At 41.1% G+C, this 22,530-nt stretch carries 22 protein-coding genes and 1 pseudogene; 12 read left to right on the top strand and 11 right to left on the bottom strand.

What is annotated here, in order from left to right:
• Nucleotides 1-18 precede the first annotated feature (18 nt).
• The 4 genes from HWQ43_RS08415 to HWQ43_RS08400 all read left to right on the top strand — a co-directional run bounded on the left by HWQ43_RS08415 (nucleotide 19) and on the right by HWQ43_RS08400 (nucleotide 5,435).
• The gene (locus HWQ43_RS08415; protein ID WP_292732071.1) at nucleotides 19-612 is read left to right on the top strand and encodes a hypothetical protein; all 594 of its coding nucleotides are present in this window, start codon (nucleotides 19-21) and stop codon (nucleotides 610-612) included.
• A 161-nt stretch (nucleotides 613-773) separates the two neighbouring features.
• Nucleotides 774-2,036, top strand: a complete 1,263-nt coding sequence (locus HWQ43_RS08410; RefSeq protein ID WP_292732070.1) for an MFS transporter — start codon at nucleotides 774-776, stop codon at nucleotides 2,034-2,036.
• A 132-nt stretch (nucleotides 2,037-2,168) separates the two neighbouring features.
• Nucleotides 2,169-4,058 (top strand): biosynthetic-type acetolactate synthase large subunit, encoded by a 1,890-nt coding sequence (ilvB, locus tag HWQ43_RS08405; protein WP_292732069.1) that lies wholly within the window; start codon nucleotides 2,169-2,171, stop codon nucleotides 4,056-4,058.
• A gap of 1,062 nt (nucleotides 4,059-5,120) precedes the next feature.
• Nucleotides 5,121-5,435 (top strand): hypothetical protein, encoded by a 315-nt coding sequence (locus HWQ43_RS08400; RefSeq protein ID WP_292732068.1) that lies wholly within the window; start codon nucleotides 5,121-5,123, stop codon nucleotides 5,433-5,435.
• Nucleotides 5,436-5,665: 230 nt separating this feature from the next.
• Here the strand turns inward: HWQ43_RS08400 and egtD are convergent, their stop codons facing one another.
• The 3 genes and pseudogenes from egtD to egtC all read right to left on the bottom strand — a co-directional run bounded on the left by egtD (nucleotide 5,666) and on the right by egtC (nucleotide 7,924).
• Complete coding sequence (egtD, locus tag HWQ43_RS08395; protein ID WP_292732067.1) at nucleotides 5,666-6,700, bottom strand: L-histidine N(alpha)-methyltransferase; 1,035 nt, start codon at nucleotides 6,698-6,700, stop codon at nucleotides 5,666-5,668.
• A 164-nt stretch (nucleotides 6,701-6,864) separates the two neighbouring features.
• On the bottom strand, nucleotides 6,865-7,044 hold the full coding sequence (locus tag HWQ43_RS08390) for a hypothetical protein (RefSeq protein WP_292732066.1): 180 nt from the start codon (nucleotides 7,042-7,044) through the stop codon (nucleotides 6,865-6,867).
• A 1-nt stretch (nucleotide 7,045) separates the two neighbouring features.
• Nucleotides 7,046-7,924, bottom strand: a pseudogene (gene egtC / locus HWQ43_RS08385) (ergothioneine biosynthesis protein EgtC).
• Between the two features lies 1 nt (nucleotide 7,925).
• Here egtC and HWQ43_RS08380 point away from each other — a divergent pair.
• Complete coding sequence (locus HWQ43_RS08380) at nucleotides 7,926-8,687, top strand: nucleotidyltransferase domain-containing protein (RefSeq protein ID WP_292732065.1); 762 nt, start codon at nucleotides 7,926-7,928, stop codon at nucleotides 8,685-8,687.
• Between the two features lie 381 nt (nucleotides 8,688-9,068).
• Here HWQ43_RS08380 and HWQ43_RS08375 read toward each other — a convergent pair whose 3' ends face one another.
• The 8 genes from HWQ43_RS08375 to nagA form a co-directional block, all read right to left on the bottom strand.
• Nucleotides 9,069-9,449, bottom strand: a complete 381-nt coding sequence (locus HWQ43_RS08375) for a DUF423 domain-containing protein (protein ID WP_292732078.1) — start codon at nucleotides 9,447-9,449, stop codon at nucleotides 9,069-9,071.
• A 78-nt stretch (nucleotides 9,450-9,527) separates the two neighbouring features.
• Complete coding sequence (locus HWQ43_RS08370; protein WP_292732064.1) at nucleotides 9,528-10,007, bottom strand: hypothetical protein; 480 nt, start codon at nucleotides 10,005-10,007, stop codon at nucleotides 9,528-9,530.
• A 498-nt stretch (nucleotides 10,008-10,505) separates the two neighbouring features.
• Entirely contained in the window at nucleotides 10,506-11,192 is a 687-nt protein-coding gene (bchM, locus tag HWQ43_RS08365) for a magnesium protoporphyrin IX methyltransferase (protein ID WP_292732063.1), read from the bottom strand.
• A 286-nt stretch (nucleotides 11,193-11,478) separates the two neighbouring features.
• On the bottom strand, nucleotides 11,479-11,847 hold the full coding sequence (locus HWQ43_RS08360) for a DUF4288 domain-containing protein (RefSeq protein ID WP_292732062.1): 369 nt from the start codon (nucleotides 11,845-11,847) through the stop codon (nucleotides 11,479-11,481).
• 65 nt (nucleotides 11,848-11,912) lie between these two features.
• On the bottom strand, nucleotides 11,913-12,233 hold the full coding sequence (locus HWQ43_RS08355) for a DUF433 domain-containing protein (RefSeq protein ID WP_292732061.1): 321 nt from the start codon (nucleotides 12,231-12,233) through the stop codon (nucleotides 11,913-11,915).
• 103 nt (nucleotides 12,234-12,336) lie between these two features.
• A complete protein-coding gene (locus HWQ43_RS08350; protein ID WP_292732060.1) occupies nucleotides 12,337-14,517 on the bottom strand; it encodes a tetratricopeptide repeat protein in 2,181 nt (726 codons plus the stop codon).
• A 286-nt stretch (nucleotides 14,518-14,803) separates the two neighbouring features.
• Complete coding sequence (locus tag HWQ43_RS08345; protein ID WP_292732059.1) at nucleotides 14,804-15,211, bottom strand: hypothetical protein; 408 nt, start codon at nucleotides 15,209-15,211, stop codon at nucleotides 14,804-14,806.
• A gap of 95 nt (nucleotides 15,212-15,306) precedes the next feature.
• Nucleotides 15,307-16,470, bottom strand: coding sequence for an N-acetylglucosamine-6-phosphate deacetylase (nagA, locus tag HWQ43_RS08340; protein ID WP_292732077.1), 1,164 nt, complete (start codon nucleotides 16,468-16,470; stop codon nucleotides 15,307-15,309).
• 159 nt (nucleotides 16,471-16,629) lie between these two features.
• Between nagA and purE the strand changes: the two genes are divergently transcribed.
• The 7 genes from purE to HWQ43_RS08305 all read left to right on the top strand — a co-directional run bounded on the left by purE (nucleotide 16,630) and on the right by HWQ43_RS08305 (nucleotide 22,353).
• Entirely contained in the window at nucleotides 16,630-17,148 is a 519-nt protein-coding gene (gene purE / locus HWQ43_RS08335; RefSeq protein ID WP_292732058.1) for a 5-(carboxyamino)imidazole ribonucleotide mutase, read from the top strand.
• Between the two features lie 80 nt (nucleotides 17,149-17,228).
• Nucleotides 17,229-17,528, top strand: a complete 300-nt coding sequence (locus HWQ43_RS08330; RefSeq protein ID WP_292732057.1) for a putative quinol monooxygenase — start codon at nucleotides 17,229-17,231, stop codon at nucleotides 17,526-17,528.
• A gap of 160 nt (nucleotides 17,529-17,688) precedes the next feature.
• Nucleotides 17,689-18,495 carry a class II glutamine amidotransferase gene (locus HWQ43_RS08325; RefSeq protein ID WP_292732056.1) on the top strand — a complete coding sequence of 269 codons (807 nt, stop codon included), beginning with the start codon at nucleotides 17,689-17,691 and terminating at the stop codon, nucleotides 18,493-18,495.
• A 479-nt stretch (nucleotides 18,496-18,974) separates the two neighbouring features.
• Entirely contained in the window at nucleotides 18,975-20,123 is a 1,149-nt protein-coding gene (locus HWQ43_RS08320) for a sulfate ABC transporter substrate-binding protein (RefSeq protein WP_292732055.1), read from the top strand.
• A gap of 91 nt (nucleotides 20,124-20,214) precedes the next feature.
• Nucleotides 20,215-21,075: a sulfate ABC transporter permease subunit CysT gene (gene cysT / locus HWQ43_RS08315; protein WP_292732054.1), complete on the top strand. Its 861-nt coding sequence runs from the start codon at nucleotides 20,215-20,217 to the stop codon at nucleotides 21,073-21,075.
• Complete coding sequence (cysW, locus tag HWQ43_RS08310) at nucleotides 21,062-21,937, top strand: sulfate ABC transporter permease subunit CysW (protein WP_292732053.1); 876 nt, start codon at nucleotides 21,062-21,064, stop codon at nucleotides 21,935-21,937. Before cysT ends, cysW begins: the two co-directional genes overlap by 14 nt.
• Before the next feature lie 149 nt (nucleotides 21,938-22,086).
• Nucleotides 22,087-22,353 (top strand): NIL domain-containing protein, encoded by a 267-nt coding sequence (locus tag HWQ43_RS08305; RefSeq protein WP_289797696.1) that lies wholly within the window; start codon nucleotides 22,087-22,089, stop codon nucleotides 22,351-22,353.
• Nucleotides 22,354-22,530: the final 177 nt, after the last annotated feature.

Genomic DNA, 22,530 nt, shown 5'->3' with positions numbered 1-22,530 from the left:
AATTTTTGGAATAGACAGATGAATATAATTATTTGCCCTGGAATTCATGAGCCAGAGTTAACTGAAAGCTTTAGAGTCGGATTGTTAGATTTAGTTTCTCATGGCGCGATCGCACACAACCCCACAAATGTACTGATTTATCCGGGTAAAGATGTTTTGGTTTTATCAGCCTTGCACATTTTGCAGTTTTTGCACGTTAGCGTAGCTCACCGCAGGTATCGCTTAACCGACTCTCTAGAATCACCAATTATATTCATCAGCTTTAGTGCTGGCGTAGTTGGGGCAATAGGGGCAGCACATTTGTGGCAACTCTTGGGTGGTCGTGTCAAAGCGTTTATTGCTATAGATGGATGGGGAGTCCCATTACAGGGTAATTTCCCTATTCATCGGATGAGTCATGATTATTTCACCCATTGGAGTTCATGTTTGCTAGGCAGTGGGCAAAATAACTTTTATGCAGAGCCAGCAGTCGATCATTTGTCCATCTGGCGATCGCCCCAAATTGTACAAGGCTGCTGGGTAGATTCATCCATTGAGATTATTCCACCCAAAGGTCGTCTGACAGCAACTGAATTTTTGCTTATGCTGTTAAAGCACTATCAAGCAAATTAATCCGGACAATGGAGTAAGTAAACAGGAGTTAGGAGTGAGGAGTGAGGAGTGATGAAGGGAACAGGTTACAGGTGACAGTCAAGAAAAACTATACCCCATAGCCCATGTCCTATGCCCCATGCCCCATGACCTATGCCCCATCTACCCAAAATAAGTATCTAATGTTTCCAACTGAACCGGCTGCTGTTAATAACGGCTTTGGCGCACTACTAAAAAACCGTGGTTTTATGCTCCTGTGGATTGGGCAACTCCTGTCCCAGTTAGCAGATAAGGTCTTCTTCGTTTTGCTGATTGCTCTGCTGGAGAACTACCCACCGCTTCCTGGTTTGGCACAAAACTCGATGTACTCAACCTTAATGCTGTCGTTTACAATCCCAGCAATTTTGTTCGGCTCTGCCGGTGGTATCTTTGTTGACCGTTTGCCAAAAAAGCTGATTATGGTCGGCTCAGATGTCGTGCGGGGAATATTAACGCTGTGTCTTCCCTTGTTACCACGACACTTCTTGATTCTGTTAATCCTGACTTTTGCCATTTCCACGGTGACGCAGTTTTTTGCACCAGCTGAACAAGCAGCGATTCCTTTGTTGGTGAAGCGAGAGAATTTGTTGGCAGCCAATGCGCTGTTTACCAGCACGATGATGGGAGCTTTAATTGTTGGTTTTGCCATTGGAGAGCCGATTCTGAGTTTGGCGAAAAGCTGGATGGGAGAAGAATACGGTCAGGAGCTTGTGGTTGGTGGATTATACATATTATCGGCTGCGATCATGCAGCCAATTAAGTTTAAAGAACCCAAACTCCAGCGGGAACACCAGGCATCAAATCACCCTTGGGCTGAATTCACCGAGAGCCTCCGCTATCTGAAGAAAAATCCTTTGATTTTAAACGCTATGCTGCAACTGACAACCTTATATTGTGTGTTTGCAGCCTTAACAGTGCTGACGATTCGATTAGCTGAGGAGTTTGGTCTAAAAGAAAAACAGTTTGGCTTTTTCTTGGCAGCAGCAGGGGTAGGTATGGTCTTTGGTGCGGCAATTTTAGGTCATTGGGGTGATAAATTGCATCACAAGCCTCTACCTTTAATTGGATTTGTGATGATGGCACTAGTTTTAGGGGTGTTCACTTTTACGCACAACTTGTTGCTGGCGTTAGGACTCTGTGCATTTTTGGGTGTAGGTGCTGCCTTAATTGGTGTCCCTATGCAAACTTTAATTCAACAGCAAACACCACCTACCATGCACGGCAAAGTATTTGGCTTTCAAAATCATGCCGTCAACATCGCTCTGGCATTACCTCTGGCGATTACTGGGCCATTAACTGATGTTCTGGGCTTGCGATTTGTGCTAGTAGGAATGAGTATTGTTGTCGTGGTTGTTGGTGTTTGGGCTTGGAAAAATACCCGCAATGTCTTGCAAGACGTAATTTAACTAATGTAAGCTAATAATCTAGCTTTATATTTAATATAAAAATTAATAAGATTTTGATTGAAGTTTTCAATTAAAATGAAATCTTAACTACAGAATTCAGCATTAACTTTAGCTATAGTCTGAGGTTTGACCGTGCGATCGCTTTCCCCAATTAGTCTCCCACAAACTGAGAATCAAAAACAGTCTCGTGCTTCTAGCCCGCCAATCGTGCCCAAACGTGCATCTGGCGGTTTTGCTCTGCTTGACAGCCTTCATCGCCACGGCGTTGATTATATTTTTGGTTATCCTGGTGGGGCAATTCTCCCAATTTACGACGACCTGTATAAGGTGGAAGCAACTGGTGCTATGAAGCACATTCTCGTGCGACACGAGCAAGGCGCAGCCCACGCCGCAGATGGTTACGCCCGTGCTACAGGCAAAGTAGGAGTATGCTTTGGTACTTCTGGCCCAGGAGCAACTAACTTGGTGACAGGCATCGCCACAGCCTACATGGATTCAATCCCGATGATTGTGGTTACAGGACAGGTAGCACGTCCATCGATTGGTACAGATGCGTTTCAAGAAACCGATATTTATGGGATTACCCTACCAATCGTCAAGCACTCTTATGTAGTGCGTGACCCCAAAGATATGGCGCGAATTGTCGCCGAAGCCTTCCATATCGCTAGTACTGGGCGTCCGGGTCCAGTTTTGATTGATGTCCCCAAAGATGTAGCTTTAGAAGAATTTGACTATGTACCTGTAAAACCAGGCTCAGTGAAGTTACGCGGTTATCGTCCCACTGTGAAGGGAAATCCTCGGCAGATTAATGCCGCGATCCAGTTGATTACTGAAAGTCGCCGTCCGCTATTGTATGTGGGTGGTGGTGCGATTGCAGCTGGTGCCCATGAAGAAATCAAACAACTAGCTGAATTATTCGATATCCCTGTCACCACAACCTTAATGGGGATCGGTGCCTTTGACGAACATCATCCCCTAGCTTTGGGAATGTTGGGGATGCACGGCACCGCTTACGCTAACTTCGCCGTTAGTGATTGTGACTTACTGATTTGCGTCGGCGCTAGATTTGACGATCGCGTTACAGGCAAGTTAGACGAATTCGCTTCCCGCGCCAAAGTAATTCACATCGACATCGATCCCGCAGAAGTTGGCAAAAACCGCATTCCCGAAGTGCCCATCGTCGGCGATGTGCGGAACGTGTTAGTAGACTTATTGCGTCGCTGTAAAGAAACAGGGATTAAGGCGACACCGAATCAAAACCAAGAGTGGTTAAATTTAGTCAACCGTTGGCGCGAAGAATATCCTCTGATAGTACCGCACCATCCCGACAGCATTTCACCCCAAGAAGTAATTGTAGAAGTAAATAGCCAAGCACCCAATGCTTTCTACACCACAGATGTCGGACAACATCAAATGTGGGCGGCACAATTCCTGAAGAACGGCCCAAGGCGGTGGATTTCTAGTGCTGGTTTGGGAACGATGGGTTTTGGCTTACCTGCGGCAATGGGCGCGAAAGTGGCGTTTCCTGATGAAGAAGTCATTTGTATCAGCGGTGATGCTAGTTTCCAAATGTGTTTACAGGAACTAGGAACAATTTCACAGTATGGAATAAATGTCAAGACAATAATTATCAACAACGGCTGGCAAGGGATGGTGCGCCAGTGGCAGCAAGCCTTCTATGGCGAACGTTACTCATGCTCCGACATGGAAGTGGGGATGCCAGACGTAGAATTATTGGGAAAAGCTTATGGCATTAAAGGTATGGTAATCAGCGATCGCAGTCAATTAAAAGATGCGATCGCTGAAATGCTAGCACACAAAGGGCCAGTAATCTTAAATGTCCACGTCACCAGAGACGAAAACTGCTATCCAATGGTAGCCCCTGGCAAGAGCAACGCTCAAATGGTCGGCTTGCAGAAGCAACCGCCAAAAGCAGCAGCCGAACCAGTGTATTGTAGCAACTGCAATGCAAAAAATGCTCCTACCCATAACTTCTGTGCTGAGTGTGGGACGAAGTTATAACGCTTTTTGATAATTCAAGACCAGAAAGATAGGGGAGCAAGGAGAAGGGGAGAAAGATGCAAGAATTCTCCCTAATTCCTGCCCCCTTTTCTCTTGCGTAGGTGCCGCTTAATCTTCCAGATTAGGTTGAGATAAAAAGATATTTCCTAAGTAATTTACTAAATCGCTTTGACTAAAAAAAAATCTCATTTTAATTAATTATTGTCTGTCTTATCTAATAGAAATGGGTCGTGGTTTAAGAGGATGTTTTAAAAGTCATGATTGATGTATCAAATATTTTTTACCCATCCCTAATCCTCCCCGTATGTATTGGGGAGGGAACCAGATTTTTTCTTGTTTCCCCCCTTTACAAGGGGGGAGTAAGGGGGGTAACAACGCAATAAAAATCACAGTCAAACACTTTTCAAAGATCCTCTAACGAGACGCTGCGTGTAGCTTGCTTCTCCGTAGGAGTATGCGGTTCGTTTTTTTCTTATACTTCACTCCTAATATGGTTTAGCGCATCTTCATACAGAATCGGTATTAGTGCATATTGCTGAAATATACAGGCATTTATTAACGAAAACTACTTTATCAAACTTAGGTTTTATTAAAAATTCATATACTTTTTGCTTTAATTAGTTAAATATGCGAGTTAGAGTTGATTTTATATAAATCAGCTTTGTCAAAAAGTTCAGTAACATTCCTCTTTTATTAACAAGCTAAATATCAATAGAATATTAATGGTTGTGCTGGCTTAGTTGATTAAAAAAAACGTCAATTATTCCAGGTGTATCTATTTCTAACTCTCTTTCAGGCAAATTCAGTAGTCTTAAAATAACTGCTCTCTTTCTTTTTATAAAAGAGAGTTTAGCTTCCCATTGATTGAGGGAGGTTAGATTGTTGTTAGCAAATTAATGTACTAAGCATTAATAGTCTATTCCTTTGGAAATCGCTGTGTTCAAGTTTTATCGGACAACAGCGTCATGATTTCTATTGGAAAATTGCAGTTTTGTTTCTAACTGAGAACTAACACAACTTCTTTAAGCTTTGAATATTTATCAACCCATTTTACTAATCCCTATGCAACAATACATTTCTCATTTGCTCATACTGGTATTAGGAACAAGTTCAACTTTTATCGTTACTCCATCTCAAGCTCAAACTCCGGTAAAAACTAACAGTCAAAATCCTGAGAATGTTACTTCCATATCTTCAAGTTCATCTTCGGCTACCCAATTGAGTAATTTTGCCAATTCTACTAATAGCAAACCACCTCTTTTTTCTGAGGCAACTAATAACTCTTCTGCTACTAATGGCAATATAACAGCAAATAAGCCTCGTCCACGGGTTCCTATATTCAGCAGAATTTTTCCCACACCTTCGATGCAGCAATAATTAGCAGCGAAATATTTAGTTTATTTACTTGGGAAATTAGCTCCCCTTCTCTCAAATTTGAGAGAAGGGGTTGGGAGAAGAAGGCAAATTTTGTACTTGTACAAGAGGTCTAATATACTTTGACCTCTCTCCTAAAAGAAGAGAGGCTTTGAGCGTTAATCCCCAACGCTTAGATATATATTGGACTCAACTGAGAACCGCTATATATATTAGTCAGACTCTGATTTGCTTTATGCTTGTAGCTGACAGAGTAGTAAGCCAAACCATTGATTTGGATCTGTCCACACATGAAGAGGTAATAAACCTTGTGCGGTTAGTTGCTGTTTAATGGTATTAAGGTCAAATTTGCGGGAAATTTCGGTGAGGATAGTCTCATCTAGTGCAAAATTAACCTTAAGATTAAGAGCGCGTAATTCTACAATTTGCGATCGCAGGCTGCGTAAATGCATTTCTATTTGATGCTCGCTTTCATTGTAAAATGCCCGGTGTTCAAACTGGGTGGTGTCAAAGTTACCCTCAAATCGCTGATTTAAATGTTCCAGCATATTCAGGTTAAATGCAGCTGTTACTCCCTGGCTGTCGTTATAAGCTGGTTCTAAAATCTGTTTTGGCTTTCGTAAATCTATCCCCAATAAAAAATACTCACCTACTTGTAGAGCATTGGTAATATGAGAGAAGAACACATCACACTCATCAGGTGTAAGATTACCTAAACTGCTACCAATAAAACAAATCATCCGGCTGGGTAATTGCGCCGGTAGGAGTTTTGCAAGGGCTAATTCATAGGTTCCCGCTAGTGCATAAACTTGGAGTAAGGGATAATCTTCTAATAACTGCTTGGCACTACTTTCCAACATACCTGCACATACATCAATTGGTAGGTAGTGCAGAGGATAGCCTAGCTGCTGATAGGCATCTAGTAAAATGCGGGTTTTACTAGAACTGCCACTGCCAAGTTCTACCAATTCACAAACACCAGTTATCTTGGCAATTTCACCAGCATACTGCTGTAAAATCGTTGTTTCTGTGCGTGTAAGATAATATTCTGGTAAATCACAGATTTGCTCAAACAGATCGGAACCACGGTCATCATAAAAGTAACAAGGGGGTAGAGATTTAGGGGTTTGAGTTAATCCCTTTACTACATCACTCCCAGCACTAGCTGCAACTATTTGAGTTGCAGCTACCAAACGCTCTATCAGCAAGCGTTTTTCAACGTTGCTTTGAGAAGTAACCTTGCTGTTAACAGCTTTAGATATCGACATGAAACCTCCGTTTGCTCGGCGTAATAGGTTACTTTGATAGCAGACCTTTACCCCAATCAGTGAAACACATAGCCATAGCTAATAAAATCATGCCTGAGCAATATAACTCAAGCTTTAAAGCTATTTTTCAGCATTTTCCCATTAGAATAATAGCAAGTAAGCGCCTAAGTGCTATATTCTAGCAGTGAGAAAGACTCGGTACAGGCAATATGCCCAAGTGGCAGCCAACAGCAACTCAAGTCAGGATGAGGTTGACTAGAGAATGTGGCTTCGTCCATATCCTGCAATAGCGCAAAATTTTTCGAGCGATATTTATCAAAGCCTTGAGAAATAGCCTTTTTCACACTAGATTTGCTCAATTTGGATCTCACAGTCTGCTCCCACACTAATCATGCTATTTTCTGGGCAAGCAATCCAATTACCTAGAAATAGAGGTTCAGATGCAATAATTACGGATTGTGGGAAAGTCGGTATCTTCTCGTATCCAGTAAAGAGATGGAGGCGGTGAATTGGTAGCAAAACGAGAAGCTAAGCTAATCAGCATTTAAGTTGCATAAAAGTAGGGCTAAAGCCCTTACTACAAGCGAATCATTCTGGAAAAATGAATGACGATTAGCTTATTAAACGATATCCATCACTAAAAACTACATTGAGTGAGGCTTCTGCTTGATAGCGTTTTGCCATCTCTGAAAGCGTTAATAATGTGGTGCGTAAAGTATATTCTGGAGGTCGATGTTTGTTAATTTGACTTTGCGAAAGTAACAACGCAAAAATGTGTTCTGAGTCGGTACTGCCATTAATTTTTTCGTAAAAATCTTGGGTTAAAGTGCTGCGGATTTTTCTATGTAATGTTTTGCGGAAATTCTCGATTCGTCTATTGTGAATAAATAGCTGTTGTTGATGGTTAAAAGGCTGACAATTTGCAAAATCTACGGCTTGTTATGGTGTAGCACTGCGGACATAAGCAAGTACACACTTTGATTCGACGTAACGGCTAAGATTAGGTAGGTTTATATCATTCCAAATAGGTAGAGTATTTTTGTAGATAAAAGGGTCAGTATCTTTTTGATCATGATACCAACCCACACCAAAGCTATCTGCATTTACCACTCCAGAAATCATTTCGCGGGGTTGATAACTCTGGACTATAAGTGAGTGTTCTGGTTTATACAAAAGATATTCTAAAGAAATAGGCGAACCGAGGTAAGCAAGTAAACGGCACATTATGAATATTCCAACTTCTATTAATACAATTATTGGGCAACAGCCTTATCCGTTTTTATTCACCATCATCAGTGGTTCTCACTTATATGGCTTTCCCTCAGCCGATTCTGATTATGACTTGCGTGGTGTGCATATTTTACCAGTTCAAGAAGTAGTGGGATTACAGACTAGAAATGAAACTATTGAAGTTTCAGAAGTTCGTGAATCTTTAGAGATTGATTTAGTAACTCATGATGTCAAAAAATTCTTTTTGTTGCTGCTTAAAAAGAATGGTTATGTATTAGAACAATTGTATTCTCCTTTAATATTAATAACCTCACCTGAACATGAGGAATTGAAAATTATTGCTAAAAATTGTATTACCCGTCATCATAGCTACCATTTTATTGGTTTTGCTGCAACACAATGGAAGCTTTTTGAGAAAGAAAATACGCATCGAATTAAGCCATTACTTTATGTTTACCGAGTTCTATTAACTGGAATTTATCTGATGCAAACAGGAATAATTGAGTCTAATTTAATTGAGCTAAATGAGGTTTTTAATTTACCATATATTTCTGATTTGATCGCCCAAAAATTAGCAGGTACAGAAAAGTCTGTTTTGTCAGAGATTAATGTAGCTTTTCATCAAAGAGAATATGAACGTCTGTGCAATAAGTTACAGGAAGAATATCAATCTAGTCCATTACCTGAAACACCTTCAGCTAATGCAGCTTTAGATAATTTGTTAATACGCCTACGAGCAAGGAGCTATAAATTATAAGTTTTTAACTCCTCATTACAGCTTTTAAAAAAAAATAAATTTAGTAATTCTAAATAACGGTAATAGTTTATTTTTATTTTAATAGGTAAACTGATTGCAAACTCCGCCCATTCTGAAAATTATGATTGAGGAATTGGCCAAGTTTATTTGTTAGAAAATATTTGTGTTGATTTATTAGTTTTTGTAGATACATGATAGTCAGTTTCCCTACTTAAAAAGGAAGGAATTGAGTTTATCATTTACAGCTTAGAAGTTGGGTATTACAATGCTTAATATACTATGGCATACTTGTATAAAATATGCCGTAAAAGGTGGTAAATGAGCTTCTAAAAAATGGAGTTATAGAGTTAAGAGTTTTTAACTCTATAACTCCTAACTTTTTTACAACTTCAAATTCCAAGCAGCAAAAGCTAAAGCACCCCAACCTGCAAGAAAGGCTGTGCCACCTAGTGGTGCGATCGCTCCCAAGGATTTAATACCGGTTAAGCTAAGGGCGTACAAGCTACCTGAGAAAATAGCAATGCCAATGATAAACAGCCATCCACTGGCTACAAGTGTGGGTTGAGGGGACTCGGTACGACTAATTAGTATGGCTACTAGAAAAAGTGCAAGAGCATGATACATTTGGTAACGAGCGCCAGTTTCAAAAATTTCTAGCGATCGCTCACTAATCTTTTCCCGCAAGGCATGGGAAGCAAAAGCACCAGCAGCAACCGACAAACCGCCTAAAATGGCGGCTACGCTCAAAAAAATCTGCGTCATTAGACTTAGCCGTAAGTTGAAGATCGTCATTGGTCATTGGTCATTAGTAAATAACAAATGACGAAGGACTAATGACAATTAAACATCAAAATGATATGATACAGCCCCTTCTTCGTTCACCTTAAAGTTTGCATTGAATTCTTTAGCTTTTTCATCTAAATATTGTCTGGCGTGGGCTGCGGGTAGTTGTGACTGGATGGCAAAGCCTAAAACAGTTACGCGCCCATTATTTTCTTGTAGCATCTCATAAAAAATCGATTGTAAGCGATCGCTAACTTGTTGATTAATCGCCTTTTTCTCCTGCCGACTTTGACGGTACAATCCCAATGCTAACCACGTGCCCAGCGTTAGGGTAGGGACGCCAAAAATTAGACCACCAACAGCAGCATTATTATCTTCATAAGTAGCATTCGGTGCGTTAAACTCATACTCACCCGTGGGTATTATGATGGCTTTACGTGTAGCAAATTTTTCTAATGCCGCGGTTGCTGATAGAGTTACAAACATGAATCCGAGTGTCAGTAGCCAACCGGCAGCTAATTTTTCAGCAGTTTTCATAGTTTCACTTCAGATTTACACTTTGCTTGCGATTTTAACCTGACTTTCATAAAGGTTCCAATATATCAATTTACTCCCGGCGACAGTTTTTTCGCTTTTACACAATATTTTTGCCTACATTGCTTACTTAATGCAGCGTTGGTTAATACAATGTCAACCCGTTATGGTATGAAATTAGAGAAACTAAATAAACAAGAAATTAAATATACCTATGAAACCCTTTGAGTCAGCATCCCCAGAAGTGTGATATTTTCTGTTGAAGCTTCAAAGAAGAAGTTTTATTTAAATAAAACGTAAATATAATTATTAACTTTCACTATTCTCTTGGGAGCAGTTGCGATCGCTTCCTTTGTAACAACGTATGATTATGTAGAGCGGAAGAATAGCTATTTAGACAAAAACAAAGCTTGATGCCAACGGCAATATCTACCATATCTCAGGTTTGAGATTGTCAAATCGCAGCAAGAAGTCTATTATACCTTTGCTGCGATTTTAACCTTAATTGCGTGTAGCTTCCAGTAGGCGAGAAAAATAGAAGCGAGTTTTCGTCATTGCCCGTCGTTGCAATGAAAAGCCATTACTTTCTAATATTTTCACCACATCAGCTTCACGATGCAAATATGCACGAGTGGCTTTACTTGGCCCAGGAAAGAAACTGCCAATTTTCTTGAGTATACTCAGGGCGCAGGTCTTCGGCGCAAAACTGAGAATTATCCGCGACTGTGCTAAAGAACAAAGGTGAGATATCATCTCATCGGCTTTTTCTTGAGGGTAATGGATGAGAACATCTAGGCAAATAACGGTATGGTAACTACCATTCAATGATTCCAAATCCTGCACAGCAAAAGTGGGATTTTCGGCATTTCCCAAAGTTTGCTTTGCTCTATCTCTGCCTTCTTCTACCATTTTTTCCGAAATATCGGTGGCATAGACTTTGGCACCATCTACTGCCAGGGGAATGCTGAGACTACCGACACCACACCCAGCATCACAGATTGATAACTCTGGTAAATTGTTATCAGCCTTCAGCCAACCGAGAACTGTATCCACAGTTTGCTGGTGTCCATTGCGGATGTCTAATTGGACTTTGTTGACCTCGCCATCGCCGTAGATTCGCTTCCAACGGTCAAACCCTGTGGAATTGAAATACTCGCGAACAATCGTTTTGTCGTCGGCTGCGTTCATAAACTTCGATTTTTAGGGGTTCCCAATGCTTAAAATTATCATTGATAGGAACCCATAAGAGCGGTCTTCCAAATTTTTCCAGATGATAATTCGCCGATAAGCAAGGATACTTACCTGCACACAGGAACTCAGGGTGTCGAATTCCAGCCCAGACGCGCAAAACTCAATAACAGGCAAAATACTTAATTTAACTTAGGTTTCATTGGAGTCAATGCAAGTAAAAATAACTGCGATCGCTTTTGTCTCAGTGATGGGAATCGGCAAGAGCGATCGCGTGGTTTTATCACTATTCTCCAAATTGCTCTTTAGACAATAACGGCTCAAATGATTGGTAAGCCTCATAATTCCGAAAATGCCGAGCATATAAATCAACAATATCCTCAGATGAATCAAAGTCATCATACAAAACTGAATTCACGTCTACTACTTGTTGCAAAGACCAAGTAATAGTTTCTCCATTCTCATTTGTATAGCTGACGCTTTCATTTTTACCATGATTCAAAGCTTTTGCTTTTGCTTGCTCTAAAGAAGCGGCTTTAATCAAAACAAAGCTTTCTTGGTACAAAGGTTGACGATCGGGTTTATCTGAAGATGATTTGTAGAGAATTAGAGCAATGTAAAAGGATTCTGCTTTATTTGCACTTTTAGCTTCCATCTCATTTTCTCCACGAGTCTTACAAAGGTAAGTATTGAACACGATTACTTAATAAAGAGCAACGCTCATTTAATTAATCCTTCTGCACGGAGTCTTTTTGCTAATGGAGATTCTTCTGTTTCTAAACGTAATCTTTCCGCATACTCAAAACGTTGCTGCATATCAGCATCAATTTCTTCTTTATGTTCCCAATAATAAGCTAAAGCCGAATAAATCTGGCTCATGCTCAAATGTGGATATTGAAAATGTAATTCTTCTGGACTCCAACCATAGGCATGAATGGAAGTAATTAATTCCACAACCTTCATAGATGTTCCTTTAATGAAAGGAACATTGCTTTCATTAACTAGAATATGTTTATATTCAGTGGTTGTTATTGGAGTCATAATTTTTACGTTAAAGGTTTTGTGGTTGTTTTAATTCCTTACCAATTAGAAAGCTAATCCAAACTTAAATTTATGTTCATCACTATCCCTACACCTTATTTTGCTACCGAAACCAAGAGCATACCCAACGCCACAACCGACGCAACCACACCCAAAACCCACGACGGGAGACTACAGGCGTTTTTTGTTGAGAAAGACGCTCAATTGAATTGTTACAAAGTTTTACTTCTTTCTCCAGTTCCATAGCTTGATATAGTTCACGAGCATTACGATAAGCACCTAGCGCGTCTGATTCTCGATTGGCGCTTACTAATGCTCCACCTAAATTCAACCAGGCGTTAGCTTCCACTCTGCGCTCACCCATTTTACTCTCACCCAATTCACTTTGTATCTGCAAAGAACGCTGGAAATATTCAATCGCCTGCTGATACTGTTCAAGAATACGGTAAACAACACCCAAATTATTTAAACAATTGCTTTCTCCATTGCGATCGCCTAACTCCATTTTGATTAACAAAGATTGCTCGTAGTGGTCAATTCCATTTGAGTAATCTTCCAACGAAGTGTAAGTATTACCCAAGTTGTTTAAAGAATTGCTTTCTCCATTACGATCATTTATCTCTTTAGCTATCAACAAAGACTGCTCGTAGTAGTTAATTGCTCTTGGATACTCTGTCAATGAGTTATAACAATTCCCCAAATTGCCTAAAGAATCGACTTCACCATTGCGATCGCCTATCTTCTTTTTTATTTCCAAAGACTGCTGATGGTAGTTAATCGCCTGTTCATAATGTCCTAAGCATTGAGAAGCATTGCCCAATTCATTTAGAACAAATCCATATTTCCAAGTTTCTTTCTCGCCAGTTTTTCTCCAGGCTTCTCTTAATTGAACGCAGAAATCAACAAGAATAGTGTAATAGCCTTGAAATGTCAAAAAATTATCGCATTTGATGAAAATATCAAAAGCTGTATCATAATTTTCTAGTTGATACCAATGATAGAAAATTTCTAGATATTCCTTAATATCTTTTTTAGTTTGCAAAGGTGCTGGTTTAACATTCAAAAGATAGTAATTAATAGCTCGTTGATGCGCCTCTGTCTGATCACCAGCTTTATACCGCACATATTCCAACACCACAGGCTGAAACTCAAACCACCGCTTACCATTGAGTTTTTCTTCTAACAGCAAAGAACGCTTAACCAGATTCCTTAATTCTCCCTCAATCTCTGTTTTTGAACTTCCCGGCAACACCGCCACGGCTGCTGCACTATCAACAGCACCACGATAAACGCTGATATTGAGCAATAAAGCCTTTTGCAATTCACTCAAACGTTCAAAACTGGCATTTAACACCAAAACCATCCCCACATTTGGCCGGCGATGCTGTCCAATAACTTTAGGATCTGTCAACAACTGCTGCAAATTCCTTAAGCCTAAATCTGCCAATTGTCTTAAATCTGGGTCTTGGGGATATTCTTCTTTTAATAAATCTGCTACCAATCTCAACAGCAGGGGATGCCCATCTACCAATTCGACAAAATCCTCTAAATCCCCGCGAATGCCTAACTCAGTTAACAGTGCTATCCCTTCTGGGACTTGTAAACCTTTCAGGGGTAGCCATGTAAATTTTGGTAATTCTGGTCTTTCCCTAGTGGTAACTATTACCTTACTATTACCGCCATATTCCACCCAAGCATTGAAAAAGTCGCTGTAGAATTGACTTCTCCACTGTCTATCTGGCTGTAATAAACTCTCCAGGTTGTCAATGATGAGTAAATATTGCCCAGATTGCAGACACTTAACCAGCGCCTGCATTAACTGCGCTTCTTGTTCTGGAACCGGAAAGCCAAATTCACTGAGGACTTGGCGGGCTAAATCGCTAAAACCTGCGCCATAACTAACATCTGCCCAAAATCGCTTAGGGAAACCCTCAATTTCGTTATAAATTTTAGCTGCTAGCATCGATTTACCCGTGCCACCGATGCCTTCTATGCCAATTAGGAAAGTATTTTTATCAGTTAACCATTGCTGTATTTGGGCAATTTCTGTTTTACGTCCCTGCCAGTAAGCCAAACTTTTGTTAGGGTTGCCTGCTTTGAGAACCCCTGGCGATTCTGGTTGAGAGATTTGTTGTAATCGCTCTAGTACTGGTTCTATTCGGTCAACAATAATCTTGACTTCTGCTGCATTTATCTGTCCTACTTGAGTTACCTTACTGTCACCGTAGGCAGTGAGATTCATTTCAATGTTGTTCGAGTTACTGGGGCTAGGTTCCTCTGCCATTGCTTACATTAAGTAAAAATTTTGCTTGATATTGTGGCTGTGAACTCGGCCGTTCCTGTTTAGAACTTGACCGTTCCTGTTTAGAACTCGGCCGTTCCTGTTTAGAACTGTGACCGTTCCTGTTTAGAACTCGACCGTTCCTGTTTAGAACTCGACCGTTCATGCTCAGAACTCGGCCGTTCATGCTCAGAACTCGGCAGTTTGTGCTTGGAACTCGGAAGTTGGTGTTCAGAACCCGAAACATCAAAATTTTTAGGGTGGGCAGTACTTTATCCACCCTATTTAATTAAAAACTTACTTGGTCTGCGTCAATTTTCCCAACTTGCTTCACCGTACTTTGGTCATAAGCATTAGCACTCACCTGAATATTGTCTCCGGGTTTGTCAGTCGATGCTTGCAAAATCTTAGCTATTTCCTCCGCAAGTGCTGTATCCGCTTCTAAAATCTTTTTGAGTTGCACTCGCAAAGTTGCTTGTAAATCTTCATCTTCTGGCTTTTGCGCCACATCTGTTGCTGCTTCTTTCGCTGCTTCCTTAGCCTCTACTTTGGAATGTAACTTAGCCCAAATAGCTTTGGCTTTATTCCAAACATCCTCACCTACTTTCTGAGATGCCCCTTCTACGGCTTTGTTACCCACATTTAACAGAAATGGCAGACAGGGAGCGAGAACTTTCACAAGTAGAGCTATATCCATTGGTTTATGATGTCCATCTTAGAAATGTACATTTTTATTGAGTATATTAACGCCTTTTCCCCTATCATCTTGATTCTTTTACTTTGACGGGAAATCTAGTCCAATAATCGCTGCCAAGTTAGTTCTTTTGTCGCTTCATCCCAATGCCAGCATAATAAATTAGCGGGTTGACTCTTGGTAATTCCAGGCAAACCAATGGCTTGTCTAGGTGCATCTGTAGCTAGCAAAATAGCAGTCTCCACATCACAAATTCCCCACTTTACCAAATTCTGCACTCCCACTAATAAGGGTAAAGTCGTCCCCGATAAAGTGCCATCCGCCAGTCGTGCTGTACTGTTTTTAACTTCAATTTCCCGACTGTCCCAAGGATACACGCCATCGGGTAGCCCCAGAGGTGAAAGGGCATCACTCACAAGGAACAGCCCTTTTTCTTCATAGCTAGCGCGAAGTAATATTTGCAGCATCGTGGGCGAAACGTGTTCACCATCAGCAATAAAACCACACATCACATCAGGATGAGTAATTGCTGCCCCTAATAATCCTGGTTCGCGGTGATGCAATGGTGGCATGGCATTGAAAGCATGAGTTACCATCGTTGCACCGAGTTCAAAAGCAAGTTGTGCTTGGGCTGATGTTGCCTGAGAATGTCCTAAACTAACGGTAATTCCCAAAGAACGCAAATATGGAATTACTTCGCCAGTGGGATCTAACTCCGGCGCTAAAGTGATGACTTTTACAATGTGGGCATAATCACCTAAAACCCGCTTTACTTCGTCAATTGTTAAAGGTAATAAGTACTCTGCTGGGTGTGCGCCGCGCTTTTGGTAATTCAAAAATGGGCCTTCTAAATGAACTCCGAGAATCTTGGCACCTGCTTGTTTACAGGGGATAATATCAGCAATCACAGCAAGCGATCGCTGAATCTTTTCTACTGAAGTTGTCACAAGTGTCGGTAAAAATCCATCTACCCCGACATCCCACAAAAATTTCGTTATTTTCTGAAGTACATGAGCATTTTCAGCCGTCAAATCAGGAAATGCCAATCCCAAAGCACCGTTAATTTGCAAATCAACGCCACCCAATGAAATCCAGTCGCCAGCTACATCTATTACGGATGCACATCTGTCTGCTTTTATTGCACCCATTGGCAAGATTTGCTCAATTATGCCCTCTGGATTAACCAAGAGCATCTGCAAATCTTTGTAACCAGGTACTCTAGCATTGATAATATCTACAGGATTTTGTGTTGCTTGGGTCATCATACTGACGAAAAAAGAGCTAAATCTGATTTTAGATGCAACCAATATCAATGAATCAATTCAAACAACGCCAATAGATGAGATGATGATCCGCATCACCTAGCTTCCATAAGCTAGCTCAAATAATTTTGAATTTTGAATTTTGAATTTTGAATTATTATGACTCCCTTAATTGGTATTATCATGGGCAGCGATTCCGATTTGCCCACTATGAAAGATGCGATCGCAGTTTGTGAAGAATTTGAAGTTGAGAGCGAAGTGGCGATCGTTTCGGCTCACCGCACCCCAGAACGTATGGTGCAATATGCTCAACTTGCACACCAACGCGGTATTAAGGTAATTATTGCTGGTGCCGGTGGTGCTGCCCATCTACCTGGAATGGTAGCGTCTTTAACTCCCCTTCCTGTCATTGGTGTTCCTGTACCCACTCGTAACTTACAAGGTGTAGATTCTTTGTATTCTATTTTACAGATGCCTGGTGGTATTCCTGTGGCAACAGTAGCGATCGGTAATGCCAAAAATGCCGGTCTTTTAGCAATACAAATCCTCGCAACTCATCAACCAGAATTGTTAGAAAAAGTGCAACAATATCGTCAAACCCTATGTGAATCAGTAATTGCAAAGCAAGCAAAACTAGAACAATTAGGCTATGAACAATATTTACAGCAGATGTTTTAATAAGTTTTAACACCAGAGCAGCAGAGGGGCAGAGGAGCAGCGAAAGAATTCCTAACTCTTGACTTAATGACAAATGACAAATGACAAACCAAACTATTCAGATTGTTGCCCGTATTATTGCTTTGCCTAACAAAGTAGAAGAACTAAAAGCCGTACTGTTGGAACTCATTGAGCCAACCCGTCAGGAAGCAGGTGCGATCGAGTATAAACTTTTGCAAAACCAATACGATCCAACAGACTTTACTTTTGTAGAGGAGTGGACTTCTAATGAAGCCCTGAATACTCATCTAGATTCGCCTCATTTCCAAGCGGCAGCAGCTAAACTCGAAGGTTTAGTGACTGCTGCACCAGATATCCGCCGCTACCATCTTTTGGCATAGTGCGATCTTGCTAACTAGAAGCAGACTCTTTATTTTTGGCGATAATTTGGAGTATCTCAGCTTTAAATTCTAAGATTGAAGCGATCGCTCCAGAATCATGCAGCATTCTGAAGTATCTTGATCCTGAGGCCTTAGTCAAAAATTGAGAGCTGCAACATCCATGTGCCAACTGCTCGGAATGAATTGCAATGTTCCAACGGATATTTGCTTTTCTTTTGAAGGGTTTTCTGCACGGGGAGGAAAAACGGATGACCATCGCGATGGTTGGGGCATTGCTTTCTTTGAAGGAAAGGGATGTCGAATGTTTTTAGATGCCCAACCTTCTGTTGCTTCTCCGGTAGCGGAGTTTGTACGGAGTTATCCCATCCACTCAACCCATGTCATAGCCCACATCCGCAAAGCTACTCAGGGTGAAATTGCCCTACACAACTGCCATCCTTTCCGCAGGGAATTGTGGGGTCAGTATTGGGTGTTTGCCCACAACGGTAATTTGCCAGATTTTGATCCAGAAAATTTAGGCTTTTATCAAGCCGTAGGTGATACCGATAGTGAAAAAGCATTCTGCATGATGCTAGAAACATTGCGATCGCGCTTTCCTAAAGGTAAGCCTGACATAAAGGAACTGTACTTTGTGCTGCAAGAAATTACTGCTGTAATTGCGAAATTAGGTATATTTAATTACTTATTATCAGATGGAGAACACTTTTTTGCTTATTGCTCAACTAAACTCAGCTACATTATTCGCCAGGCGCCCTTTGCTGCTGCCCATTTAATTGACCAAGACATGACCGTAGATTTTCGAGAGGTGACTACTGAACGCGATCGCGTCGCTGTGATTGCTACTACACCTCTCACTGACAACGAAGTTTGGACACAAATTCAACCTGGAGAATTACTAGTTTTTCAGGACGGGCTGCCTCTGAAATACAGCAGAAGTCAGAATACAGAATTCAGAATTCAGGAGTAAAACACGCTTTATACCTGATTAACAGACGAATCGTTGTGTACCTAACTTTCCTTCAAATCTGCTGTATGTATTCAGTTAATAATAAGTAGTTAATCTATTTTTCCCATTTAGATAATTTCTAGATGGGTTTTGTTTTTGATACTGATACTATTCATAACTTACTTAATTTTGTTGCGCTGCGTTGAGCAAAGCCGATGTCTAAAATGGGCTACCCCTACGCTACAACGCACTGTTATCAAAAATTAGCTATTCCCTAGCAAGTTGCTTGATACACTAGATCGCTGATTGCGAGCGCAATTTGATAGTTGAAATTGAAAGTATTTTTAATTGCTCACAAAACTGATAAAATCTCCATATTCTTTGTCAAAAATATGATGTTTTTTAGTATTTGTAACTAGATATATGGAATCATCCAGTATCATAAATATGATATAACTGTATTCCCATCAGTTATCTGTAGATTTAGTGGAGGAAATAGAATGAGTTTGTGGCAACGCCCACTGAAAAGATTACAAGCGATAGCTGAACATAGAACGTATCAGTTCAGACTAAGTTCGCTCAAAGGCTTTGTATCACTCTTTTTGGTAGGAACTGTATTGAGTGTGGCGCTTGCCGCCTGCTCTGGTGGTGGAACTGGCAGTAATTCTGCCTCTGAAACCCCTGGTGCTAGTGCTACCCCTGTAGCTGCCAGTAAAGATAATGTTGAATTAACTCTAGTTTCCTTTGCTGTCACCAAAGCAGCTCATGAAGCCATTATTCCTAAGTTTGTAGAACAGTGGAAGAAAGATCATAATCAAACTGTCGTCTTCAAGCAAAGCTATGGCGGATCTGGTTCCCAAACTCGCGCTGTTATTGATGGTTTGGAAGCAGATGTTGTCCACTTGGCATTAGCTGGAGATACCACAAAGATTGAGAAGGCTGGATTAATTCAGCCAGGATGGGAAAAAGAAGTTCCCAACAATGGTATTGTCTCCAAATCAGTTGCAGCATTAGTCACTCGTCAAGGCAATCCTAAAGGTATCAAGAACTGGGCAGATTTAGCCAAAGATGGTGTCAAATTGATTACTGCTAATCCCAAAACTTCCGGCGGTGCTAAGTGGAATTTCTTAGCACTATGGGATTCTGTAATTAAAACAGGTGGCGATGAGGCTAAAGCTACTGAATTTGTGACTAAAGTTTACAAAAATGTGCCAATCTTGCCTAAAGATGCACGGGAAGCTACTGATACATTCGCCAAGCAAGGGCAGGGTGATGTCTTAATCAACTACGAAAACGAAGTTATTTTGGCACAGCAAAAGGGCGAAAAGGTTGAGTATGTCGTTCCCGATGTGAATATATCCATCGACAATCCGATCGCTGTGGTAGATAAAAACGTCGATAAGCATGGAACCCGCGAAGTTGCTGAAGGTTTTGTGAAATACCTCTATAGCCCAGAAGCACAGCAAGAGTTTGTCAAATTGGGATTCCGTCCTGTGGATGAGACTTTAGCTCAAACCAAGGAAGTCACAGACAAATTTCCCAAGCTGAAAACTTTGGGTACAGTTGCAGACTTAGGCGGTTGGGAAGCAATTGATAAGAAGTTCTTCGCAGATGGGGGCGTGTTTGACAAAATTCAAGCCCAAAAATAACGGTAATTGTCAATGGTCGGTGGTCAGTAGAAAAAACAACCGACCACTGACAAAAAACTTGTTGTGAAATTTAAATTTTGAATTTTTCACTATGACATCTGTATCTCCTTCTGTGGAAGTTGAACGCAAAACGCCATTCTGGAAGAGATTGGGGCGAGTTCCTTGGACTTGGCGAATCACCATTGGATACTTGACGGTGATGTTGTTTATCCCCATCATTGCCATGTTCCTGAAAGCGGGTACAGAACCCCCATCTAGGTTTTGGGCGATCGCAACCAGTGATATCGCACTAGCAACATACAACGTAACTTTTGTGACGGCAATATTTGCCGCCTTACTCAATGGCGTATTTGGAACTCTGATTGCTTGGGTTCTGGTTCGCTACGACTTTCCCTTCAAGCGCTTGATTGACGCCACAGTGGATTTACCATTTGCACTACCAACTTCCGTAGCAGGGCTAACCTTGGCAACAGTCTACAGCGATAATGGCTGGCTAGGTTCGCTATTAGCACCACTGGGAATTAAGGTATCTTTTACCCGGACGGGAGTAGCGGTAGCAATGATATTTATCTCACTACCTTTTATTGTGAGAACTGTGCAACCCGTGCTTCAGGAAATGGAACATGAAATTGAAGAAGCTGCCTGGTGTCTGGGTGCTTCTCAATGGCAGACCTTCTGGAAAGTAATTTTGCCACCTTTATTTCCGACGATTTTAACTGGTGTTGCCTTGGGTTTCTCCCGTGCGGTTGGGGAATATGGGTCAACTGTGATTATTTCTTCCAATACGCCCTATCAAGATTTAATCGCACCTGTGCTGATTTTCCAGCGGTTAGAGCAGTATGACTATTCTGGTGCAACAGTAATTGGCATAGTTTTGCTATCAATTTCGTTGGTACTGCTATTGGCAATTAATTTCTTACAAGGATGGGCAAGGCGATATGACAGTAGATAAGCCAAGTTTTCACTCATCTGCATCTGAGACACATACGGCCAAGCCGAAAGAGCAGAAGAGTTGGGTGCCAATAGTTTTAATTGGGATAGCGATCGCCTATTTAGCTCTAGTTCAATATATCCCGGCAATTAACGTTTTTGTCCAAGCCTTCAGCAAAGGAGTTGGGCCGTTTCTGTCCAACCTGACGCGACCAGCTTTTCTCCATGCAGCTTGGCTGACGCTATTGCTGGCTGTGATTTCTCTACCTTTAAATACAGTATTTGGTTTATGTGCAGCTTGGGCGATCGCTCGTCATAAATTTCCTGGACGCGCCGTAGTTTTGAGTATTATTGACCTGCCTTTTTCGATTTCGCCCGTAGTTGCAGGATTAATGATTGTGCTACTTTACGGACGGAATGGCTGGTTTGGTCCTTGGCTTCAAGCCCACGATATCAAGATTATCTTTGCCTTTCCAGGTATGGTACTAGCTACAGCCTTCGTGAGTATGCCCTTTGTGGCGCGGGAAGTGATTCCTGTTTTAGAAGAATTTGGTAAGGATCAAGAAGAAGCTGCTAGAACTCTAGGTGCGAAAGATTGGCAGATATTTTTGCGTATCACCCTACCCAGTATCCGTTGGGGTTTACTCTATGGTTTAATTTTGACCAATGCCAGAGCAATGGGTGAATTCGGAGCGGTTTCCGTCGTCTCTGGTAACATTGCTGACCGAACCCAGAGCCTACCACTATTTGTAGAAGACGCTTACAAACAATACGAAACCGAAGCGGCTTTCTCTGCGGCTGTACTGTTAGCGTTGCTAGCAGTAGTAACCTTGGTGCTGAAGGAGATTCTAGAACGGAAAACCCGCATTAAAGATGTTGAATAGAAAAATCAAGCGATTATAGTTATCTTTTGAATAGGATACAAGCAAATCATGGGACATGGTACGATCTACCTAGTACCTATCAGGAAATTACCGTTAGGGTTAAGAGTAGTTCTGTACCAATCTCGATTAGGGATTGAAATAACTCAGATATGGCTACTGACAATACACTTACCAATAAACGGATTCGACTCAGAATTCCTAAAGATTATCACCAGGAACCTGTTATTTCTCGCCTGGTGTCTGACTACGGACTGATTGTGAATATCACGGCAGCGATTTTGGGAGCCAATGCTGTCGGAGATGGTTGGTTTGACCTTGAACTACAAGGAACAGATGCACAAATTCAAAGCGGTTTAACTTATCTCCGCGATTTGGAATTGGAAGTCTGGGATGATACTAAAGCAAGTGATTGGTAAGGGTTATAGGAACACAAACAGTTTATTTATCTGGTTTTAAGAGAATTGTAACCCGCAGATCCCCGACTTCGTAAAAGTTGTCGGGGATCTTGTTTATCATGAACCTATCCCACTAATAATATTTTGTTAATCCAGATATGAATTGTAGCAAGGTCAATGAATGCGTCAAAGTAAACT

The sequence above is a fragment of the Nostoc sp. JL31 genome, from assembly GCF_017114965.1.
In the GTDB taxonomy this organism is placed as follows: domain Bacteria; phylum Cyanobacteriota; class Cyanobacteriia; order Cyanobacteriales; family Nostocaceae; genus Nostoc; species Nostoc punctiforme_A.
This window is presented reverse-complemented; position numbering and strand designations above follow the sequence as displayed.

What these genes read in the sequence shown, in the direction of transcription:
- HWQ43_RS08415 (WP_292732071.1), top strand. Translation starts at nt 19, where the DNA reads ATGAATATAATTATTTGCCCTGGAATTCATGAGCCAGAGTTAACTGAA.
- HWQ43_RS08410 (WP_292732070.1), top strand. Translation starts at nt 774, where the DNA reads ATGTTTCCAACTGAACCGGCTGCTGTTAATAACGGCTTTGGCGCACTA.
- HWQ43_RS08400 (WP_292732068.1), top strand. Translation starts at nt 5,121, where the DNA reads ATGCAACAATACATTTCTCATTTGCTCATACTGGTATTAGGAACAAGT.
- egtD (WP_292732067.1), bottom strand. Translation starts at nt 6,700, where the DNA reads ATGTCGATATCTAAAGCTGTTAACAGCAAGGTTACTTCTCAAAGCAAC.
- HWQ43_RS08380 (WP_292732065.1), top strand. Translation starts at nt 7,926, where the DNA reads ATGAATATTCCAACTTCTATTAATACAATTATTGGGCAACAGCCTTAT.
- HWQ43_RS08375 (WP_292732078.1), bottom strand. Translation starts at nt 9,449, where the DNA reads ATGACGCAGATTTTTTTGAGCGTAGCCGCCATTTTAGGCGGTTTGTCG.
- HWQ43_RS08370 (WP_292732064.1), bottom strand. Translation starts at nt 10,007, where the DNA reads ATGAAAACTGCTGAAAAATTAGCTGCCGGTTGGCTACTGACACTCGGA.
- bchM (WP_292732063.1), bottom strand. Translation starts at nt 11,192, where the DNA reads ATGAACGCAGCCGACGACAAAACGATTGTTCGCGAGTATTTCAATTCC.
- HWQ43_RS08360 (WP_292732062.1), bottom strand. Translation starts at nt 11,847, where the DNA reads ATGGAAGCTAAAAGTGCAAATAAAGCAGAATCCTTTTACATTGCTCTA.
- HWQ43_RS08355 (WP_292732061.1), bottom strand. Translation starts at nt 12,233, where the DNA reads ATGACTCCAATAACAACCACTGAATATAAACATATTCTAGTTAATGAA.
- HWQ43_RS08350 (WP_292732060.1), bottom strand. Translation starts at nt 14,517, where the DNA reads ATGGCAGAGGAACCTAGCCCCAGTAACTCGAACAACATTGAAATGAAT.
- HWQ43_RS08345 (WP_292732059.1), bottom strand. Translation starts at nt 15,211, where the DNA reads ATGGATATAGCTCTACTTGTGAAAGTTCTCGCTCCCTGTCTGCCATTT.
- nagA (WP_292732077.1), bottom strand. Translation starts at nt 16,470, where the DNA reads ATGACCCAAGCAACACAAAATCCTGTAGATATTATCAATGCTAGAGTA.
- purE (WP_292732058.1), top strand. Translation starts at nt 16,630, where the DNA reads ATGACTCCCTTAATTGGTATTATCATGGGCAGCGATTCCGATTTGCCC.
- HWQ43_RS08330 (WP_292732057.1), top strand. Translation starts at nt 17,229, where the DNA reads ATGACAAACCAAACTATTCAGATTGTTGCCCGTATTATTGCTTTGCCT.
- HWQ43_RS08325 (WP_292732056.1), top strand. Translation starts at nt 17,689, where the DNA reads ATGTGCCAACTGCTCGGAATGAATTGCAATGTTCCAACGGATATTTGC.
- HWQ43_RS08320 (WP_292732055.1), top strand. Translation starts at nt 18,975, where the DNA reads ATGAGTTTGTGGCAACGCCCACTGAAAAGATTACAAGCGATAGCTGAA.
- cysT (WP_292732054.1), top strand. Translation starts at nt 20,215, where the DNA reads ATGACATCTGTATCTCCTTCTGTGGAAGTTGAACGCAAAACGCCATTC.
- cysW (WP_292732053.1), top strand. Translation starts at nt 21,062, where the DNA reads ATGACAGTAGATAAGCCAAGTTTTCACTCATCTGCATCTGAGACACAT.
- HWQ43_RS08305 (WP_289797696.1), top strand. Translation starts at nt 22,087, where the DNA reads ATGGCTACTGACAATACACTTACCAATAAACGGATTCGACTCAGAATT.